This is a genomic window from Micromonospora sp. NPDC049203 (assembly GCF_043197215.1).
GTDB lineage: Bacteria > Actinomycetota > Actinomycetes > Mycobacteriales > Micromonosporaceae > Micromonospora.
On the sequence record NZ_JBICSV010000014.1, the window covers coordinates 74839 to 91675 of the forward strand.

The 16837-nt window shown below is 73.4% G+C and carries 18 protein-coding genes; 14 read left to right on the forward strand and 4 right to left on the reverse strand.

What is annotated here, in order from left to right; genetic code table 11:
- The first annotated feature begins 15 nt into the window (after positions 1-15).
- The 6 genes from ACGFIA_RS26900 to ACGFIA_RS26925 are packed head-to-tail and all read left to right on the forward strand — an operon-like array spanning position 16 to position 4771.
- Complete coding sequence (locus ACGFIA_RS26900) at positions 16-951, forward strand: acetaldehyde dehydrogenase (acetylating) (RefSeq protein ID WP_354870887.1); 936 nt, start codon at positions 16-18, stop codon at positions 949-951.
- Positions 948-2003: a 4-hydroxy-2-oxovalerate aldolase gene (dmpG, locus tag ACGFIA_RS26905; protein WP_357386311.1), complete on the forward strand. Its 1056-nt coding sequence runs from the start codon at positions 948-950 to the stop codon at positions 2001-2003. Before ACGFIA_RS26900 ends, dmpG begins: the two co-directional genes overlap by 4 nt.
- Positions 2000-2773, forward strand: a complete 774-nt coding sequence (locus tag ACGFIA_RS26910) for a 4-oxalocrotonate decarboxylase (protein ID WP_357386313.1) — start codon at positions 2000-2002, stop codon at positions 2771-2773. The genes dmpG and ACGFIA_RS26910 overlap by 4 nt, the downstream gene beginning before the upstream one ends.
- 20 nt (positions 2774-2793) lie before the next feature.
- A complete protein-coding gene (locus ACGFIA_RS26915; protein ID WP_357386315.1) occupies positions 2794-3255 on the forward strand; it encodes a RidA family protein in 462 nt (153 codons plus the stop codon).
- A complete protein-coding gene (locus tag ACGFIA_RS26920; RefSeq protein WP_013288058.1) occupies positions 3248-3772 on the forward strand; it encodes a 3-hydroxyanthranilate 3,4-dioxygenase in 525 nt (174 codons plus the stop codon). Before ACGFIA_RS26915 ends, ACGFIA_RS26920 begins: the two co-directional genes overlap by 8 nt.
- A 3-nt stretch (positions 3773-3775) precedes the next feature.
- Positions 3776-4771 (forward strand): amidohydrolase family protein, encoded by a 996-nt coding sequence (locus ACGFIA_RS26925; protein ID WP_357473239.1) that lies wholly within the window; start codon positions 3776-3778, stop codon positions 4769-4771.
- A 58-nt stretch (positions 4772-4829) separates the two neighbouring features.
- Here the strand turns inward: ACGFIA_RS26925 and ACGFIA_RS26930 are convergent, their stop codons facing one another.
- Positions 4830-5762, reverse strand: coding sequence for an alpha/beta hydrolase (locus ACGFIA_RS26930; RefSeq protein WP_357386320.1), 933 nt, complete (start codon positions 5760-5762; stop codon positions 4830-4832).
- Positions 5763-6012: 250 nt separating this feature from the next.
- On the opposite strand from ACGFIA_RS26930, the gene ACGFIA_RS26935 reads away from it, so the two are divergent.
- From ACGFIA_RS26935 to ACGFIA_RS26945, 3 genes are all read left to right on the forward strand, one after another.
- A complete protein-coding gene (locus tag ACGFIA_RS26935) occupies positions 6013-7485 on the forward strand; it encodes an amidase (RefSeq protein ID WP_357473233.1) in 1473 nt (490 codons plus the stop codon).
- Between the two features lie 72 nt (positions 7486-7557).
- On the forward strand, positions 7558-7842 hold the full coding sequence (locus ACGFIA_RS26940; RefSeq protein ID WP_357386386.1) for a hypothetical protein: 285 nt from the start codon (positions 7558-7560) through the stop codon (positions 7840-7842).
- Positions 7829-8242 (forward strand): DUF5130 family protein, encoded by a 414-nt coding sequence (locus tag ACGFIA_RS26945; RefSeq protein WP_357386324.1) that lies wholly within the window; start codon positions 7829-7831, stop codon positions 8240-8242. The genes ACGFIA_RS26940 and ACGFIA_RS26945 overlap by 14 nt, the downstream gene beginning before the upstream one ends.
- Positions 8243-8376: 134 nt before the next feature.
- Here ACGFIA_RS26945 and pepN read toward each other — a convergent pair whose 3' ends face one another.
- Positions 8377-10923, reverse strand: coding sequence for an aminopeptidase N (gene pepN / locus ACGFIA_RS26950; protein WP_357473230.1), 2547 nt, complete (start codon positions 10921-10923; stop codon positions 8377-8379).
- Positions 10924-11151: 228 nt separating this feature from the next.
- Here pepN and ACGFIA_RS26955 point away from each other — a divergent pair, with 228 nt between their 5' ends.
- From ACGFIA_RS26955 to ACGFIA_RS26970, 4 genes are all read left to right on the forward strand, one after another.
- The gene (locus ACGFIA_RS26955) at positions 11152-11775 is read left to right on the forward strand and encodes a disulfide bond formation protein DsbA (protein WP_357386328.1); all 624 of its coding nucleotides are present in this window, start codon (positions 11152-11154) and stop codon (positions 11773-11775) included.
- A gap of 125 nt (positions 11776-11900) precedes the next feature.
- A complete protein-coding gene (locus ACGFIA_RS26960; protein ID WP_357481078.1) occupies positions 11901-12245 on the forward strand; it encodes a hypothetical protein in 345 nt (114 codons plus the stop codon).
- A 133-nt stretch (positions 12246-12378) separates the two neighbouring features.
- On the forward strand, positions 12379-13578 hold the full coding sequence (locus ACGFIA_RS26965) for a DUF1015 family protein (RefSeq protein WP_357386332.1): 1200 nt from the start codon (positions 12379-12381) through the stop codon (positions 13576-13578).
- A gap of 72 nt (positions 13579-13650) precedes the next feature.
- A complete protein-coding gene (locus tag ACGFIA_RS26970; RefSeq protein WP_013288048.1) occupies positions 13651-14121 on the forward strand; it encodes a ribose-5-phosphate isomerase in 471 nt (156 codons plus the stop codon).
- Positions 14122-14189: 68 nt separating this feature from the next.
- Here the strand turns inward: ACGFIA_RS26970 and ACGFIA_RS26975 are convergent, their stop codons facing one another.
- Both ACGFIA_RS26975 and ACGFIA_RS26980 read right to left on the reverse strand, forming a co-directional pair.
- A complete protein-coding gene (locus ACGFIA_RS26975; RefSeq protein ID WP_393262717.1) occupies positions 14190-14591 on the reverse strand; it encodes a hypothetical protein in 402 nt (133 codons plus the stop codon).
- 309 nt (positions 14592-14900) lie between these two features.
- Positions 14901-16121, reverse strand: coding sequence for a GNAT family N-acetyltransferase (locus ACGFIA_RS26980; RefSeq protein ID WP_357473221.1), 1221 nt, complete (start codon positions 16119-16121; stop codon positions 14901-14903).
- Between the two features lie 99 nt (positions 16122-16220).
- Between ACGFIA_RS26980 and ACGFIA_RS26985 the strand changes: the two genes are divergently transcribed.
- Positions 16221-16760 (forward strand): hypothetical protein, encoded by a 540-nt coding sequence (locus tag ACGFIA_RS26985; RefSeq protein WP_357473218.1) that lies wholly within the window; start codon positions 16221-16223, stop codon positions 16758-16760.
- Positions 16761-16837 lie beyond the last annotated feature (77 nt).

Sequence of the window (16837 nt, forward strand, 5' to 3'; positions counted from 1 at the left end):
CAGCGGAGGGCCGGCATGAGCGTCGGAGTGGCGGTGCTCGGGTCGGGCAACATCGGCACCGACCTGATGATCAAGGTGCTGCGGCTCAGTGAGAGCCTGCGCATGGTGGCGATGGCCGGCATCGACCCGGCCTCGGACGGTCTGGCCCGGGCCCGCCGGCTCGGCGTGACCACCACCGCCGAGGGCGTCGACGGCCTCGTCGCGCTGCCCGAGTTCGCCGACGTCCAGCTGGTCTTCGACGCCACCTCGGCGGGCGCGCACAAGCGGCACGACGAGGTGCTGCGGGCACACGGCCGCACGGTGGTCGACCTGACCCCGGCCGCGATCGGCCCGTACGTGGTGCCGCCGGTGAACCTCGACGAGCACCTGGGCGAGCCGAACGTCAACATGGTGACCTGCGGCGGGCAGGCGACGGTGCCGATCGTGCACGCGGTCGGCCGGGTCACCCCTGTCGCGTACGGCGAGATCGTCGCCTCGATCGCCTCGAAGTCGGCCGGTCCGGGCACCCGGGCCAACATCGACGAGTTCACCGAGACCACCGCCCGCGCCATCGAGGTGGTCGGCGGCGCCGAGCGCGGCAAGGCCATCATCGTGCTGAACCCGGCCGACCCGCCGCTGCTCATGCGCGACACGGTCTACTGCCTGTGCCCGGACGCCGACGCCGACCGGGGCGCGATCGCCGCCTCGGTGGCCGACATGGTGAAGGCCGTGCAGGAGTACGTGCCCGGCTACCGGCTCAAGCAGGACGTGCAGTTCGACCGGGTCGACACGTACGCGCCGGTGCTCGGCCGGCACTTCACCGGCCTCCAGGTGTCGGTGTTCCTGGAGGTCTCCGGCGCCGGGCACTACCTGCCCGCGTACGCCGGGAACCTGGACATCATGACGTCGGCAGCGCTGCGTACCGCGGAGCGGCTGGTGGCGCTGCGCGCGACGGAGGTGAGTGCGCGATGACCGATCTCTACATCCAGGACGTGACGCTGCGCGACGGCATGCACGCCATCGGCCACCGCTACACGGTCGACCAGGTGCGTACCATCGCCGCCGCGCTCGACGCGGCCGGCGTGGCGGCGGTCGAGGTGGCCCACGGCGACGGCCTGGCCGGTTCCAGCGTCAACTACGGGCACGGCGCCGCCGCCGACGCGGACTGGATCGCCGCCGCCGCCGAGGTGCTCACCACCGCGCGGCTCACCACGCTGCTGCTGCCGGGCATCGGCACCATCGCCGACCTGAAGGCGGCGAAGGCGCTCGGCGTGACCAGCGTACGGATCGCCACGCACTGCACCGAGGCGGACATCTCGGCCCAGCACATCGCCTGGGCCCGGGAGAACGACATGGACGTCTCCGGGTTCCTGATGATGTCGCACCTCAACGACCCGGCCGGGCTGGCCGCGCAGGCGAAGCTCATGGAGTCGTACGGCGCGCACTGCGTCTACGTCACCGACTCCGGCGGGCGGCTGCTGATGTCGGACGTGGCGCAGCGCGTCGACGCGTACCGGCAGGTGCTGGAACCCCAGACGCAGATCGGCATCCACGCGCACCACAACCTGTCCCTGGGTGTGGCGAACAGCGTGCTGGCGGTCGAGCACGGCCGGATCCTCGGCGACGGCCCGCTCGGTTCGCCGTCCGGGCGGACCGTCCGGGTGGACGCGTCGCTCGCCGGCATGGGCGCGGGCGCGGGCAACGCGCCGCTGGAGGTCTTCGTCGCGGTCGCCGAGCTGCACGGCTGGAAGCACGGCTGCGACGTGTTCGCGCTGATGGACGCCGCCGACGACCTGGTCCGCCCGTTGCAGGACCGGCCGGTCCAGGTCGACCGGGAGACGCTCTCCCTGGGGTACGCGGGCGTCTACTCAAGCTTCCTGCGCCACGCCGAACGGGCCTCGGCCAAGTACGGCGTGGACGTCCGCTCGATCCTGGTCGAGCTGGGCCGTCGCCGGATGGTCGGCGGCCAGGAGGACATGATCGTGGACGTGGCACTGGACCTGGCGAGCAAGGAGAACCCATGATCGGGCCGGACATCGCAGGCATCGCGGAGAAGCTGGGCGCGGCGGCTGACGACGCCACCGCGATCCCGCAGCTCGCCGCCGAGACCGGCCTCGACGTCGACGCCGCGTACGCGGTGCAGACCGCGCTGGTGAAGCGCCGCCTCGACCGGGGTGAGCGGCTGGTCGGGCTCAAGATGGGGCTGACCAGCAAGGCCAAGATGGCCCAGGTCGGTGTGGACGAGGTGATCTGGGGCCGGCTGACCGACGTGATGCGGGTGCCGGACGGCGGCAGCGTCGACGTCGGCGACTTCATCCATCCCCGGGTCGAGCCGGAGGTGGCGTTCCTGCTGGACCGGCTGCCCGACCCGGGCGAACCGGTCGGCTCGTTCACCCGGGCCGTGCGCGCCGTCGCCCCGGCGATCGAGCTGATCGACTCCCGGTACGCGAACTTCACCTTCTCGCTGCCGGACGTGGTCGCCGACAACACCTCGGCCGCCGCGTTCGTGGTCGGGCCGTGGTCGCCGGTGCCGGACGGGCTGGACAACCTCGGCGTGCTGCTGGAGATCGACGGGCGGGTGGCACAGGTCGGCTCGACCGCCGCCATCCTCGGCGACCCGCGTCGCGCGTTGGACGAGGGGCTGCGGCTGGCCGGCCGGCACGGCGTCCGGCTGCGCAAGGGCTGGGTGTTCCTGGCCGGCGCGGCCACCGCCGCGGTGCCGCTGCGCCCCGGCGCGCACGTCCGCGCCACTGTGGAGAAGCTCGGGTCCGCCTCCCTGAAGGCACTCTCGTGAGCGCGAGGAGTGAGCCGGGTTTGCGAGCCCCGCAGTCGGGAACGGAAAGCGGCCCGGCGACGGCCCGGGTGGTGGCCGGGAAGGCCGTGCCGCGGGGCGCGTTCCCGCACGTCAAGGTGGCCGGTGGGTTCGTCTACGTGTCCGGCACGTCGTCGCGCCGGCCGGACAACACGTTCGCCGGGGTGTCGGTGGACGAGTTCGGCACCACCGACCTGGACATCCGGGAGCAGACCCGGGCCGTGGTGGAGAACATCCGCGACCTGCTCCGCTCGGTCGGCGCCGACCTGAGCGACCTGGTGCAGGTCACCAGCTACCTGGTCAACATGAACGACTTCGGCGGCTACAACGAGGTGTGGGCGGAGTTCTTCGACGCCACCGGCCCGACCCGGACCACAGTCGCCGTGCACCAGCTTCCGCATCCGCATCTGCTGATCGAGATGCAGGCAGTCGCCCTACTTCCGTCGGGAGGTTCCCATGAGTGAGATCGCCGAGCCGTTCAGCTTCTCCGGCTGGATCGGCGAGAACCAGCACCTGCTCAAGCCCCCGGTGGGCAACAAGGAGATGCTGCCCGGCAGCGACGACTTCATCGTCATGGTGGTCGGCGGCCCGAACCAGCGCACGGACTTCCACGTCGACCCGTACGAGGAGTTCTTCTACCAGGTCAAGGGCAACATGCACATCAACCTGATGCTGCCCGAGGGCCCGCGTACGGTGCACGTGCGCGAGGGGCAGATGTGGATGCTGCCGCGCAACACCCCGCACTCGCCGCAGCGCCCCGAGGCCGGCTCGATCGGCATGGTGATCGAGCGGGTCCGCGAGGAGGGCACGCTGGAGAAGTTCCAGTGGTACTGCGGCGAGTGCCACCACAAGGTGCACGAGGTGGAGTTGCAGGTCCGCGACATCGCCGCCGACCTGCCCCCGGTCTTCGCCGCGTTCTACGCCGACGAGAAGGCCCGCACCTGCGACAACTGCGGCGCGCTGCACCCGGGCAAGGGCTGACGCGTGCCGGTCGTGGACGTGCACACGCACGTCGTACCGAAGGGGTGGCCGGACCTCGCCGCGGCGTGCGGCGGGTCCGGGTGGCCCTGGTTGCGGGTGGACTCCGAGCGCGCCGCCATGATCATGGTGGGGGAGACGGAGTTCCGCCCGATCGGCGGGCAGTGCTGGGACGCGCCGACCCGGCTCGCCGACATGGACGCCGACGGCGTGGACGTGCAGGTCGTCTCGCCCACCCCGGTCTTCTTCAGCTACGACCGCCCGGCCGACCAGGCGGTCAAGGTGGCCCGGATCTTCAACGACCTCACGCTGGAGGTCACCGCCGCCGGCGGCGACCGGCTGGTGCCGTTCTGCCAGGTGCCGTTGCAGGACGCGGACGCGGCCTGCGCCGAGCTGGACCGCTGCCTGGCGGCCGGGCACGCCGGGGTGGAGATCGGTAACCACGTCGGCGACCGGGACCTGGACGACGCGGGCATCGTGCAGTTCCTGACCCACTGCGCCGAGGTGGGCGCGCCGGTGTTCGTGCACCCGTGGGACATGCCCGGCGGCCCCCGGCTGGACCGGTGGATGGCGCGCTGGCTGACCGGGATGCCGGCCGAGACGCACCTGTCGGTGCTGGCACTGATCCTCGGCGGCGTGTTCGACCGGGTGCCGGAGACGCTGCGGATCTGCTTCGCGCACGGCGGCGGCAGCTTCCCGTTCTGGCTGGGCCGCGCCGACAACGCCTGGCACCGCCGGGGTGACCTGGTACGCGGCGCGTCGAGCGCACCGCCCAGCTCCTACGTCGACAGGTTCCACGTCGACTCGGTGGTCTTCGAACCGGCCGCGCTGCGGCTGCTGGTGGACACCATGGGCGCCGAGCGGGTGCTGCTCGGCAGCGACTACCCGTACCCGCTGGGGGAGCGGCCGGTCGGCCAGGTGGTGCACCGGGCGGACTTCCTCACCGACGCGCAGCGGGCCGCGCTGCTCGGCGGCAACGCGCTGCGGTTCCTCGGCCGCTGAAGACCGGCGCGGGTGCGTCCGTCGTCGCCCTAGAGTCGACGGACGCACCCGGCGCTGCTCAGGAGTGCGGGCAGGTGTCCCGGTACTCCTCGATGGCCGTGCCCCGGGGTGCCGGGCAGAGGAACTGCTCGTAGCGGGTGTCGTCGTCGACGAACCGCTTGAGCCAGGAGATGCTGTACTTCGCGACAGTCACGTTCGGCGAGGTCGGCGCCGAGTGGCTCGCCGCGTTCAACTCCAGGTACGCCTTGTCCAGCGTGGCCGGCAGGCTGGTGTAGAACGGCTCCGAGTGCGACGACACCGGTGCCACCGTGTCGTTCTCCGCGCCGATGACGAGCGTCGGCACGCGTACCGACGACCAGTTCTTCGTGGAGTGCCAGCCGGTCAGCGGGATCGCCGCCTGGAGCGCGGGCCGGGCGTTCGCCGCCGACAGGCTGCCGCCACCGCCCATCGAGTGCCCCATCACCGCCAGCCGGTTGCGGTCGATCCGGGTACGCACCGCGCTGGTGTTCGTCAGGTAGTCCAGGGCGGCCAGGAGTTGGGTGCCGCGGCTGGCCGGCTGGTCGTAGACGGAGAGGGTGTCGATGGTGATGACCACGAAGCCCTGTGAGGCCAGCCGGGGCCCGAGCCAGGACACCGCCGACTGGCTGGCGGTGAAGCCGGGGGAGACGGCGACCGCGCCGAAGGTGCCCTCGGCGGTGCTTGTCGGGTAGTAGATGGTGCCGCCGCGGAAGCCGCTGACGCTCGACGCGGAGACGGTGGTCTGGGCGATCGCGAACGGGCCGCGGGTGGCCTCGATCGACGCGGTGGTGGGCGCGGGACCGCGCTCGTAGGGGTTCGCGGCGAGCGCCGCGGCCGGCCCGCCGTCGCCGGCTCCGGCCGGTGCCACCGGCAGGGCGGCGAGGCCGGCGGCGGTCAGGGCGAGGGCGAGCAGGGGGCGCAGGGCGCGCGGGAGCCGGGACGGGCGGGCCGGTGTGCCGGGTGCGTGGTGCACGGGGTGCTCCTCGGGGTGGTCGGGGCAGCCTTCAATCGAGGTACGTCGATTTGCACATCCTGCGCGCCCCACCCGCCCGGCGGACCATCCCGAACCGGTCATGTCACCCGGATATGGGCCGGCCACCGCCGGTCGGATCACCCGGATACGGACCGGCCACCGCCGGTCGGATCACCCGGATACGGACCGGCCACCGCCGGTCGGACGTGTCGCCCGGTCGTCCGGCCGCCGGACCGGCAGGATGGGCGGCATGGCCGAGCCGCACGACCTGACCGCGCTGGAACAGGCCGCCGCGATCCGCCGGGGCGAGCTGTCCAGCCTGGAACTGGTCGAGCACCACCTGCGCCGGGTCGAGGCGCTCGGCGACACTGTCGGCGCGTTCGTCACCGTCACCGCCGAGCGGGCCCGGACCGCCGCCCGCGCCGCCGACGCGGTGGCGGCGGAGGAACGCGGCCCCCTGCACGGGGTGCCGACCGCGATCAAGGACCTGACGCTCACCGCCGGGGTACGCACCACCTTCGGCTCGGCCGCCTTCGCCGACTTCGTCCCACCCGTCGACGCCGACGTGGTCCGCCTCCTGGCCGACGCCGGCCTGGTCAGCCTCGGCAAGACCACCACCTCCGAACTCGGCTGCTCGCTCTACTCCGAGGGATTGGTGGCGCCACCGGCCCGCAACCCGTGGGACCTCGCGTACACGGCCGGCGGATCCAGCGGCGGCGCGGCGGCAGCTGTCGCCGCCGGGCTGGTCCCGGTGGCGCAGGGCTCCGACGGCGGGGGCTCGCTGCGCATCCCGGCCGCGCTCTGCGGACTGGTCGGCTACAAACCGAGCCGGGGCATGGTCTCCGGCGGACCGCTCGGCTTCGGCGGCTTCGGGCTGCCGGTGAACGGGCCGATCGGCCGTACCGTCGCCGACGTGGCCGCGCTGCTCGACGTGCTCGCGCGGCCGGTGCCCGGCGAGCCGTACCTGCCGCCGGCCGCGCCCGCCGGCGGGTACCTCGGCGTCACCCGCGCCGCCCGCTCCGCCGGCCCCGGCCGGCTGCGCGTCGGCCGCTTCACCACGCCGATGCTCGCCGACGAACCGGTCCACCCGGACTGCGCAGCCGCCGTCGACCGGACCTCCGCGCTGCTCGCCGACGCCGGCCACGAGGTGGTCGACGTCCCCGCGCCGCTCGGCCCCGAGGCGTGGCCGCTGTTCGAGACCGTCTGGTACGCGCTGGCTGTCACCCCCGTCCCGGCCGGGCGGGAGGGCGACCTGCTGCCGCTGACCCGGTTCCTGCGCGAACGCGGCGAGGCGCTCGGCGCGGCCCGGCTGATCGCCGCGCTCGGCGAACTCCAGGCGCAGGTACGCCGTGGCGTACGCCGTACCGCCGGCTGCGACCTGCTGCTGTGCCCGACGCTCGCGGCCCCGCAGGCGCCGGTGGGGGCGTTCGCCGCCCTCGAACCGGCAGAGGACTTCGACAGGCAGCGGCGTTTCTCGCCATACTGCGCGGTCTTCAACGTCACGGGCGATCCGTCCGTTTCCCTGCCGGTCGGGCGGACCGCCGACGGGCTTCCGGTGGGGGTGCTGCTCACCGGTCGCTACGGCGACGACGCGACACTGCTCGCCACTGCCGCGCAGCTGGAGCACTGGAGTGACGGATGGGATCAGCACCCCGCAATCTGGCGGGCCGCCGACTCCGCTAACGTGAACATCACAAGTGAGGTGGGGCGCGACCGGTCCTGACCGGCCAACCGACCCGCCATTCCTGGTCTCTCTTTCCGCCTGGGGGCGTTGGGATTGTCTGTTACCGAGACGTTGGTGGTCTTCGTCGGCATCCCGGTCGCCGCGGTGCTGCTGATCGCCGCCCTGGCGGCCGCCGGCAGCCGTGGCAACGGTGGCGGCGCCAAGCGCTACCGGCCGGGCCGGCCCTTCGACTTCACTCCGGTCTGGTTCCTGAGCCGTCCGGAGCAACTGGCCGACTCGGCCGGCACGGCCCTCGCGGCCGGGGCGCAGGCGCCGGCGTTGACCAGCCGCAAGCAGGAGCAGGCCGGCCGGGAGGCACCGGCCGCTGGAACCGGAGGCGCAAGTGACCGTTGGTGAAGCGCGGCCCACAACGGGGACGGGCACCCCGCCCGCGGTGCTGGACGGACCGTTCTCGACCCGTCAGCTGCTCCGCATCGACGAGGCGCTGCGCCTCGCCGACCAGGGCACCGGCCTGGTCTTCTCGGTGTTCGTCGGCGGCCTCGACGAGCCGATCCGGGAACACGCCGAGCGGCTGCACCGGCAGCTCGGCGAGCCGGACCGCTCGGTGCTGATCGCGGTGTCGCCCAACCAGCGGCAGCTGGAGATCGTCACCGGCAAGTACGCGCGCAAGCGCATCCCGGACACGTACGCCAAGCTGGCCGCGCTCTCCATGGTGGCCGCCTTCGGCGGCGGCGACCTGGCCGGCGGCATCATCCAGGGCCTCGACCAGCTCGCCAGCCACGCCGGCAAGGGCTGATCCGCCCGCACGCACACACGACGAAGCCCGGCCCGCGTACGCGTGGGCCGGGCTTTCTCGTGGTCCCAGCCGGGGGGGGGGGGGGGGGGGGGCCCCCCCCCCCCCCCCCCCCCCCCCCGCCCGGCATGCCTCACTCAGGCGGTGCGCGCGTCCCGCTCGCGGGCCTTCAGCGCGCGGACCACACCGTCGCGGCCCTCGGCCACCAGCCGCCGCAGCGACGCCGGCTGCCCGTCCTGGGCCAGCCACGCGTCGGTGGCCGCGACCGTGTCCTCGTCGACCAGGTACGCCGGGTAGGCGAGCTGCACGAACTCCTGCGCCGGCTCGCTGTCGCGCTGCGCCCACACCTGGTCCACCGTGGCGAAGTACCGCTCCCGGTAGGGCGCGGTCAGCTCGACCTGCGCCGGGTGGGTGAAGCCCTGCAGCAGCGCCCGGTTGCGCCAGTTGGGCAGCGCGTCCGGGCCGGTGAGCAGTGCCCACACCGCCGCCTTGTTCTCCACGGTCGGCACCAGCGCGTGCGCGTACGCTGCCTCCCGCTCGCCACTGGCGGTACGGTCGGCGGCCAGCTCCGCGTCCACGTCGGCGGCGCCCGCCGCGCCGTTGGCGACCAGCGACTGGAGCACCGTCCAGCGCAGCTCCGTGTCGACGGTCAACCCCTCCGGCACCCCGTTGCCGTCCAGCCAGCCGCGCAGCGTGGCCAGGTCCTCACCGGAGCGGGCCGAGGAGGCGTACGCGCGAGCCCAGGCGAGCTGGAAGCCGCTGCCCGGCTCGGCCGCCGCGAGCCCGGTCCGCGCGGTACGGGCCAGCTCGGCCCAGCCGGTCGGCGCCCAGGCCGGGTCGGCGTAGAAGGTGAGCGCGGTGGTCGCCTGCCGCAGCGTGGCGGTGATGAGGTTGATGTCCGTCTCGGCGGTCAGCCCGGCCAGCACCAGCGCCACGTAGTCGCGGGCCGACAGCTCGGCGTCGCGGGTCATGTCCCAGGCGGCGGTCCAGCACAGCGCCCGGGCCAGCGACGAGTCGAAGCCGGCGATGTGCTGCACCACGGTGGCCATGGACCGCTCGTCCAGCCGCAGCTTCGCGTAGGTGAGGTCCTCGTCGTTGAGCAGCAGCACGTCCGCGGCGGGCTTGCCGTGCAGCTCGGACAGCTCGGTCAACTCGCCGGTCACGTCCGTCTCGATCAGCTCCCGGCGCACCAGCCGGCCGTCGGTCAGGTCGTACAGGCCGACGCCGATGCGGTGGGTACGCAGCGTCGGGTAGCCCGACGGCGCCTCCTGCTGGACCACCACCCGCTCGTACGTGCCGTCGGCGCCGATGGTCACCTCCGGGCGCAGCGTGTTCACCTGCGCGGTCTCCAGCCACTGGGCGGCGAACTTGCGCAGCTCCCGGCCGGAGGCCGCCTCCAACTCGGACAGCAGGTCGTCGAAGGTGGCGTTGCCCCAGGCGTACTTGCCGAAGTAGGCGCGCAGGCCGGCCAGGAACGGCTCCTCGCCCACGTACGCGACGAGCTGCTTGAGCACGCTCGCGCCCTTGGCGTACGTGATGCCGTCGAAGTTGACCTCGACGGCCTCCAGGTCCGGCATCTCGCAGTAGACCGGGTGGGTGGAGGAGAGCTGGTCCTGCCGGTAACCCCAGTTCTTGCGGATCGACAGGAACGTGGTCCACGCGTCGTTGAACCGGGTGGCGTTCGTGTTGCACCAGTGGCTGGCCCACTCGGCGAACGACTCGTTCAGCCACAGGTCGTTCCACCAGCGCATGGTGACCAGGTCACCGAACCACATGTGCGCCAGCTCGTGCAGGATCGTGTTGGCGCGCTGCTCGTACTCGAAGTCGGTGACCTGCGAGCGGAAGATGTAGTGCGACTCGGCGTGCGTGACGCAGCCGAAGTTCTCCATCGCGCCGGCGTTGAAGTCCGGCACCCAGAGCTGGTCGTACTTGGGCAGCGGGTAGCGCACGCCGAACTTCTCCTGGAAGAAGTCGAAGCCCTGCGTGGTGATCAGGTGCAGGTCGTCGGCGTCCATGTGCTGAGCCATGCTGGCCCGGCAGAAGTAGCCCATGTCGATGCCGTCGTGGGTGCGGCGTACCTCGTGGTACGGCCCGGCGCAGAGCGCGGTGATGTAGGTGCTCATCCGCTCCGACACGGTGAAGTGCACCGTCTTCAGGCCCTCACCGGCGGCCTCCTCGCGCGCCACCGGCATGTTCGACACGACCCGCCAGTGCTCCGGGACGGTGGCGTGCCAGGTGTAGACGCTCTTCAGGTCGGGCTGGTCGAAGCAGGCGTAGACCTTCTGCGCGTCAGCGGTCTCGAACTGGCTGTAGAGGTAGGTCTCGCCGTCCACCGGGTCGACGGTGCGGTGCAGGCCCTGCCCGCTGTTTGAGTAGCCGAAGTCGGCGTCGACCACCAGTACGTTCTCGGCGGCCAGGCCGCTGAGGGTGAGCCCCTTCTCGGCGGACCAGCCGGACAGGTCGACCGGCTCGCCGTTGAGCGTGGCCGAGCGCACCGATTCGGCAGCGGTCTCGATGAAGGTGGTCGCTCCCGGCTCGGCGCAGCGGAACCGGACCTCGGTCACCGAGCGGAACGTGCGACCGGTGGACTGCACCGCGGTCGACAGGTCAAGGCTGATGTCGTACCCGGTCACCTCGAGCAGGCGGGCCCGCTCGGTAGCCTCGACCTGGGTCAGGTTGCGCACTCCCGGCACTGTTCGTCTCCATCCCGCTCGTCTTGCCGCGCCCCGCGGCGCCGGTTCTCGCCCGGCCGCTCGTGACGGCCCGCTGCGAACCGAGTCTTCCATGTACGGACCGCCCTCGGTGGTCGAGGTCACGCTCTCATTCCGGTACCGGTCTATGCGGTGCGGGGTGAGGATCGAAGGTGACCGCGCCGGGTCCCCGGCGCGACGATGGCGTGAAGGGAAGACACAGTGACCGAACGTGTCACCGCGGACATGTGGTTCGACCCGCTGTGCCCGTGGGCGTGGATCACCTCCCGTTGGCTGCTGGAGGTCGAGCAGGTCCGGGACGTGGACATCCGGTTCCACGTGATGAGCCTGTCCGTGCTCAACGACGGCCGGGAACTGCCGGAGGAGTACCAGGACCTGATGGTCAAGGGCTGGGGCCCGGTGCGGGTGTGCATCGCCGTCGAGCAGGCGCACGGCGCCGAGGCGCTGGCGAAGCTCTACACCGCGATGGGTACCCGGATCCACCTCCGCCAGGAGGAGCTGGGCCGGGAGATGATCGTGGGCGCGCTCACCGACGTCGGCCTGGACCCGGCGCTCGCCGACGCGGCCGATTCCACGCAGTACGACGACGCGCTGCGGGCCAGTCACGAGGCGGGCATGCGGCCGGTCGGCACCGACGTGGGCACTCCGGTGATCCACGCGCCGGGTCCGGACGGCGGTCAGGTCGCCTTCTTCGGCCCGGTGATCACCCCGGCGCCGAAGGGCGAGGCGGCCGGCCGGCTCTGGGACGGCGTGCTGCTGGTCTCCGCCACCCCCGGTTTCTACGAGCTGAAGCGCACCCGCGAGCAGGGCCCGATCTTCGACTGAGCGTGGGACGTGGCGCGTCCGAGCCCCGCACCGCCCGTCACCGGGCCGGTGCGGGGCTCGTTTCACCGGGTGTCCCAGCCGACGGCCCGCGGGGCCGCGGCACGGCAGTTCCTGGAGGCGTTCCCATGGCCAAGCACCGCCGCATGTCCGACGACGCGCCGCAGCAGGCGACCGAGGACTCCGGTGCGACGTACTGGTCGGTGACCGAGAGCGACTGGCCGGTCGGCCCGGCCGAGGTGGCCGACCTGCTGGCCCCGCCGATCGTGGTCGGCGTGGCCCGGGTGGTGGCCACCTCGCGGATGACACCGCCGGATGAGCCCGGCCGGCCCGCCCGCGCGCCGTCGCGGTCCGGCGCCGCCGCCCACCCAGCCGCCGCGGGTGCGACGACGGTACGCCTCAACGCCGGCTCCCGCCCCGCCGCGCCGGCCCGCCGTCCGACTCCCGGCCGGCACCGCAACGCCACCGCCTGAGTCGCCCTTCCCGGTGTTAAGAAGGGGCCCTTCCTCTACCGGAGGCGTTAACCGGGGGCCCTTCCTTTCACCTGGTGGTAAGCGGGTGAGTCGGGCGGCGGCGGCGATCGGGGCCCGGGTAGCGTCAGCTGACATGACGGTCGTGCATCCGATCGCCCGGGCCTGGATCACCACTGGCGGCACCGGCGCGCAGAACTACGACGAGTTCGCCGACGACGCGGAGATCACCTCCATCGTCGAGGCGAATCCGCACAGCGCCCTGGGCATCGAGATGCCCCACCGGGCGCCCGGCAGCCTCGGGAAGTCGTTCCTCGACGCGCTGCCCGACGCGGTGGCGCGCCTGGCCGAGGCGAAGGCGGACGGCAGCTACACGCCGGCCGAGCAGGTGGTGGTGCTCTACCGGATCAGCGCGCCGGGCGAGGAGAGCGCGTACGGGCTGTGGGCCATGGTCGACACCGACCAGATCTCCACCCGCGCCGACGAGCCGGGCCTGGTCATCCGCAACGAGGACGTGTTCATCGCCAAGGTGCGCGAGCGCGTCGCCCTGGCCGAGGCGCTCGGTCACCTGCTCTCGCCCGTACTCCTGCTTCAGACCGGCAAGGGCGACGAGCTGCACGCCGCGCTCGCGGCGGCGACCGACGCGGCCGGCGCGCCCGCCGCGACCGACGTCGACCAGTCCGGTCGCACGCACGCGATCTGGCTGCTGGGCCCGGGTGCGGCGCAGGACGAGCTGACCGCGCTCGCCGGCGGCGGGGACCTGGTGGTCGCGGACGGCAACCACCGCAGCCTGGCCGCGCAGACCGGTGGTTTCCCGCGCTTCCTCTCGGTGATCACCACGCCCGCGTCGGTCGCCATCCAGCCCTACAACCGGCTGGTCAGCGAGCTGACCACCACGCCGGACGAGCTGCTCGACCGGCTGCGCGCGGCGGGCGCGGAGGTCACCCCGGCGGCCGGGCCGGTCGACGTGCCGGCCACCGGCGGCGTCGTGCACCTCTACCTCGGCGGCCGGGGGTACGCGGTGACGCTGCCGCACGTCGGCGCCGGCCGGCTGGAGAACCTCGACCACGCGCTCGTCGAGCGCCTGCTGCTGCGCGACGCCCTGGGTCTCGACCCGGGCGACAAGCGGATCACGTACGTGGGCGGCGACTACCCGGCGAGCTGGCTCGTCGGTGAGGTCGACGCCGGCCGGGCCGAGCTGGCGGTGCTCGTCGCGCCGGTGACCGTCGACGACTTCGTCGCGGTGAACCTGGCCCGGGAGAAGATGCCGCGAAAGAGCACCTGGTTCACCCCGAAGGCGCGGGCCGGCTTGGTCGTGGCCGAGCTGCCGCACTGACCGTGTGACGAAACCGCCTCCGGGTCGCCGCCCGCGCGCCGGCCCGGGGGCGGGCCTGTCAGACTGCGCGGTATGCGCGTCTACCTGGGATCCGACCACGCCGGTTTCGAGTTGAAGGTGCACCTCGCCAACCACCTGGCCAAGCAGGGCTACGAGGTGGTCGACGTGGGCCCCCACGTCTTCGACCCGGACGACGACTACCCGGCGTTCTGCCTGCACACCGGCGACCGGGTGGTCGGTGACCCGGGCAGCCTCGGCGTGGTGATCGGCGGCTCCGGCAACGGCGAGCAGATCGCCTCGAACAAGGTGGCGGGCGTCCGGGCCGCGCTCGCCTGGAACGTCGACACCGCACAGCTCGCCCGCGAGCACAACGACGCCAACGTCGTCGCGATCGGCGCCCGGCAGCACACGCTCGACGAGGCGACCGCGCTGGTCGAGGCGTTCCTGACCACGCCGTTCTCCGGCAACCCCCGGCACAGCCGGCGCATCGAGCAGGTGGCCGCCTACGAGCAGAGCCGCCGCCTGCCCGAGCTGCCCGCCTGACCGGACACCCTTCTCGGCGAGCCGGTCACCGGGCCCGGGCCGGAGCCGCCGTACCGGCCTCCGCGGGCTCAGCGCCCGTTGCGGGGCAGGTCCTCGCGCGGCACCCAGTTGCGGCGGATGAGCACCACCCGCTGTTCGGCTTCGGCGAGGTCGTCCTCGGTGGGGCGGGCGGCGTCCCGTGCCCGCAGCGCGGCCGTCACGCTCACCTGCGACGAGCCGGAGCCGACCAGCCCGCGTAGCCCGCGCTCGCCCTCCTCGGCGGGCGCGGGGGAGCGCCGGCCCCGGGGCTCCGGCTCGCCCGGCCGGCCGGCGCGCGGGGACCGGGGCGTCACGTCGTCGTGTACGGGTGCGGTGCTGGTGGTGCTGCCGTCGGCACCCGTGCCGCCGGCACCGGTTCCGGTGGTCTCCGTCGGCGGGACGGCGTCGCCGTGATGCCGTAGCCGTCGTCGCCGTCGCTCCGCCTCACCCATCCCCCGACCGTACCGCCCCCGAGCCCGCCCGCGCGCCGCTCGCACCCCGCGCGGCCCACACACGCTCCCCGACACACCCGATCCAGCCAGCCTCCGTCGATCATGGAGTTGTGGCGCCCGGAGTGCCCCGTAAGCGAGGTATGCGAGGTGCCACAACTCCAAGGTCGACGGGGCACCCGCCCGCACGATCATGAAGTTGGCCTGGATAAAACGGACGCTTCGCGCCGCTAACTTCATGATCGCCGGGGTGGGCCGGGCGCGCGGGCCGGGGTGGGCCGGGTGGGCGGGCGCGCGGGCCGCTGGGGACGGCTAGAAGACCTCCATGGGGGAGGGGGCGCGGTGCCAGGTGAAGGCGGGGTTCAGGGCGGTCAGGGTGCCCGGGATCAGCTCCTTCGCTCGGCCGGCGGCGGCCAGCGCGTACGGGTTCGCGCCGCCGAGGTACATCTCGCCGAGCGTGCGTACGTCACACGCCAGCCCCGCCGGGGCGGTGGTGGGCGTGCACTGCGCGCCGTCGCGTCCACCGACCAGCCGCCAGCGGCCCGTGTTCTCCTTCAGCAGATCGTCGGTGACCTCGATCACCACGTCGACATCGGTGGCGTAGCGCCGGGCGGCCAGCGCGGCCGGCACGTCCACCACGCGTACCCAGAGCGCGTCGGCGAGCTGCGGCGAGAGCTGGCGGGGCTCGTCCACCAGTCGCAGCAGCGGCTCGTCCAGGGCCGCGATCGGGAACGACAGCCGGCGGGTCAGGTCGACCGAGAGCAGCAGCCGCCAGAGCGCCGTGTACGCCTCCGGCGTCGCCGCCACCACCTCACCGACCTGCACCTCGGCCTGCGGTCCGGTGGCCGTCGAGCTGTCCCTGGTCCGGTAGAGCGCGTAACCGTCGGGGCCGCCGGCGCCCTCGTGCAGCAGCACCCGGCGCTCGGTGGCGCCGCCCCGGTGCGCCTTGAGGTCCGCCAGCAGGTACGACCACCAGCGCTCGTCGCGCCGGGACCAGCCGGGACGCCCGGCGCGGACCCGCTCGTACAGCCGGGCCAGTTCGTCGCGGTGCGCGTCCGGACGGTCCAGTCGCAGCGTGCCCTCGGCGGACGCCGGGGCGGGCAGGCGCAGCCCGGTGGTGTCCGCGGACAGCACGTAGCGCGGCGCTGCCGACCCGTAGCCGAACCGGGGGTAGATGCGTCCCTCGCTGGCCCAGAGCACCGCGACCGGTTCCCGGCCGGCGTCGCGGACGTCCCGCAGCTGGCGGCGCATCAGCGTGGTGAGCAGGCCGCGCCGCCGGTGCGTCGGCGCCACCGCGACCATCGTCACGTGCGCGGCCGGCACGTCCGCGCCGGGGACCGCGAGGTCGCGGCTGAACGCGGCGGCGTGCGCCACGGCCGTGCCGCCGTCACGGACCAGCAGCGACCGGTCCGGCTCGAAGATCGGGCGTTCCAGCGCCTGTACGTCGGGGTCGAGATCGCCGTGGAAGGCCAGCGCCAGCAGCGCCGCGATGTCGTCGAAGTCCTCGGCCCGGGATACCAGCACGTCAGTCACGGCACGTGTGTATCGCACCGTGATGGGGGTCGGCACCCTATTTGCGGGCTGGCTACCCTCGGAACCGAGGCCGGAACCGGTCGAGGGGGAGGACGGAAGATGGCGGACCAGACACAGCCGTGGGCCGAGCGCACCGTGGAGGTGCCGCCCCAGCCGGGCGTGGTGCCCCCGCAGCGGGACGCGTTCCAGCGCGGGGTGGCGGCGGTCGGTCAGCCGCGCCCGTCGCGTACGCCCCGAACCGAGCAGTTCCCCACCGTCGAGCACGGCGACTGGGCGGCCGAGCCGGCGCCGCGCCGGCCGATGAGCTGGCACCTGGCCCAGGCGCGCAAGGGCGGCGAGCTGAGCGCCGCCGGCGCTCTGTTCGCGTTCGTGTGCTGGGGCATCTGGGCGATCTCCGGCCGGGGCAACCTCGTGGCCCCGCTGCTCACGTTCGTGCTCAGCCTGCTCACCGCGGTCGGCCTGTTCGCGCTGGCCCGGCTGCTCGGCCGGCTGATCCTGGAGCGGCAGTTCGGCCGGGTGCGCCGCAGCGCCAAGGGCGCCCACCTGGTCACCGCGTTGTTCCTGGCCGGCGTGGGTGTGGCGTACCTCCAGCAGACCGAGTGGGTGGTCTCCGCCTGGAACTGGGTGACCGGCAGCTGAGCCGGCAGGGGGGGGGGGGGGGGGGGGGGGCCCCGCCGGCCCCCCCCGGGGGCCCGGGGGGGGGGGGGGGGGGCGGG

Excerpts from the sequence above, each read along its gene's own strand:
- ACGFIA_RS26900 (WP_354870887.1), top strand. The coding sequence starts at position 16 with ATGAGCGTCGGAGTGGCGGTGCTCGGGTCGGGCAACATCGGCACCGAC.
- dmpG (WP_357386311.1), top strand. The coding sequence starts at position 948 with ATGACCGATCTCTACATCCAGGACGTGACGCTGCGCGACGGCATGCAC.
- ACGFIA_RS26910 (WP_357386313.1), top strand. The coding sequence starts at position 2,000 with ATGATCGGGCCGGACATCGCAGGCATCGCGGAGAAGCTGGGCGCGGCG.
- ACGFIA_RS26920 (WP_013288058.1), top strand. The coding sequence starts at position 3,248 with ATGAGTGAGATCGCCGAGCCGTTCAGCTTCTCCGGCTGGATCGGCGAG.
- ACGFIA_RS26935 (WP_357473233.1), top strand. The coding sequence starts at position 6,013 with ATGGCCGAGCCGCACGACCTGACCGCGCTGGAACAGGCCGCCGCGATC.
- ACGFIA_RS26960 (WP_357481078.1), top strand. The coding sequence starts at position 11,901 with ATGGCCAAGCACCGCCGCATGTCCGACGACGCGCCGCAGCAGGCGACC.
- ACGFIA_RS26965 (WP_357386332.1), top strand. The coding sequence starts at position 12,379 with ATGACGGTCGTGCATCCGATCGCCCGGGCCTGGATCACCACTGGCGGC.
- ACGFIA_RS26970 (WP_013288048.1), top strand. The coding sequence starts at position 13,651 with ATGCGCGTCTACCTGGGATCCGACCACGCCGGTTTCGAGTTGAAGGTG.
- ACGFIA_RS26975 (WP_393262717.1), bottom strand. The coding sequence starts at position 14,591 with ATGGGTGAGGCGGAGCGACGGCGACGACGGCTACGGCATCACGGCGAC.
- ACGFIA_RS26985 (WP_357473218.1), top strand. The coding sequence starts at position 16,221 with ATGGCGGACCAGACACAGCCGTGGGCCGAGCGCACCGTGGAGGTGCCG.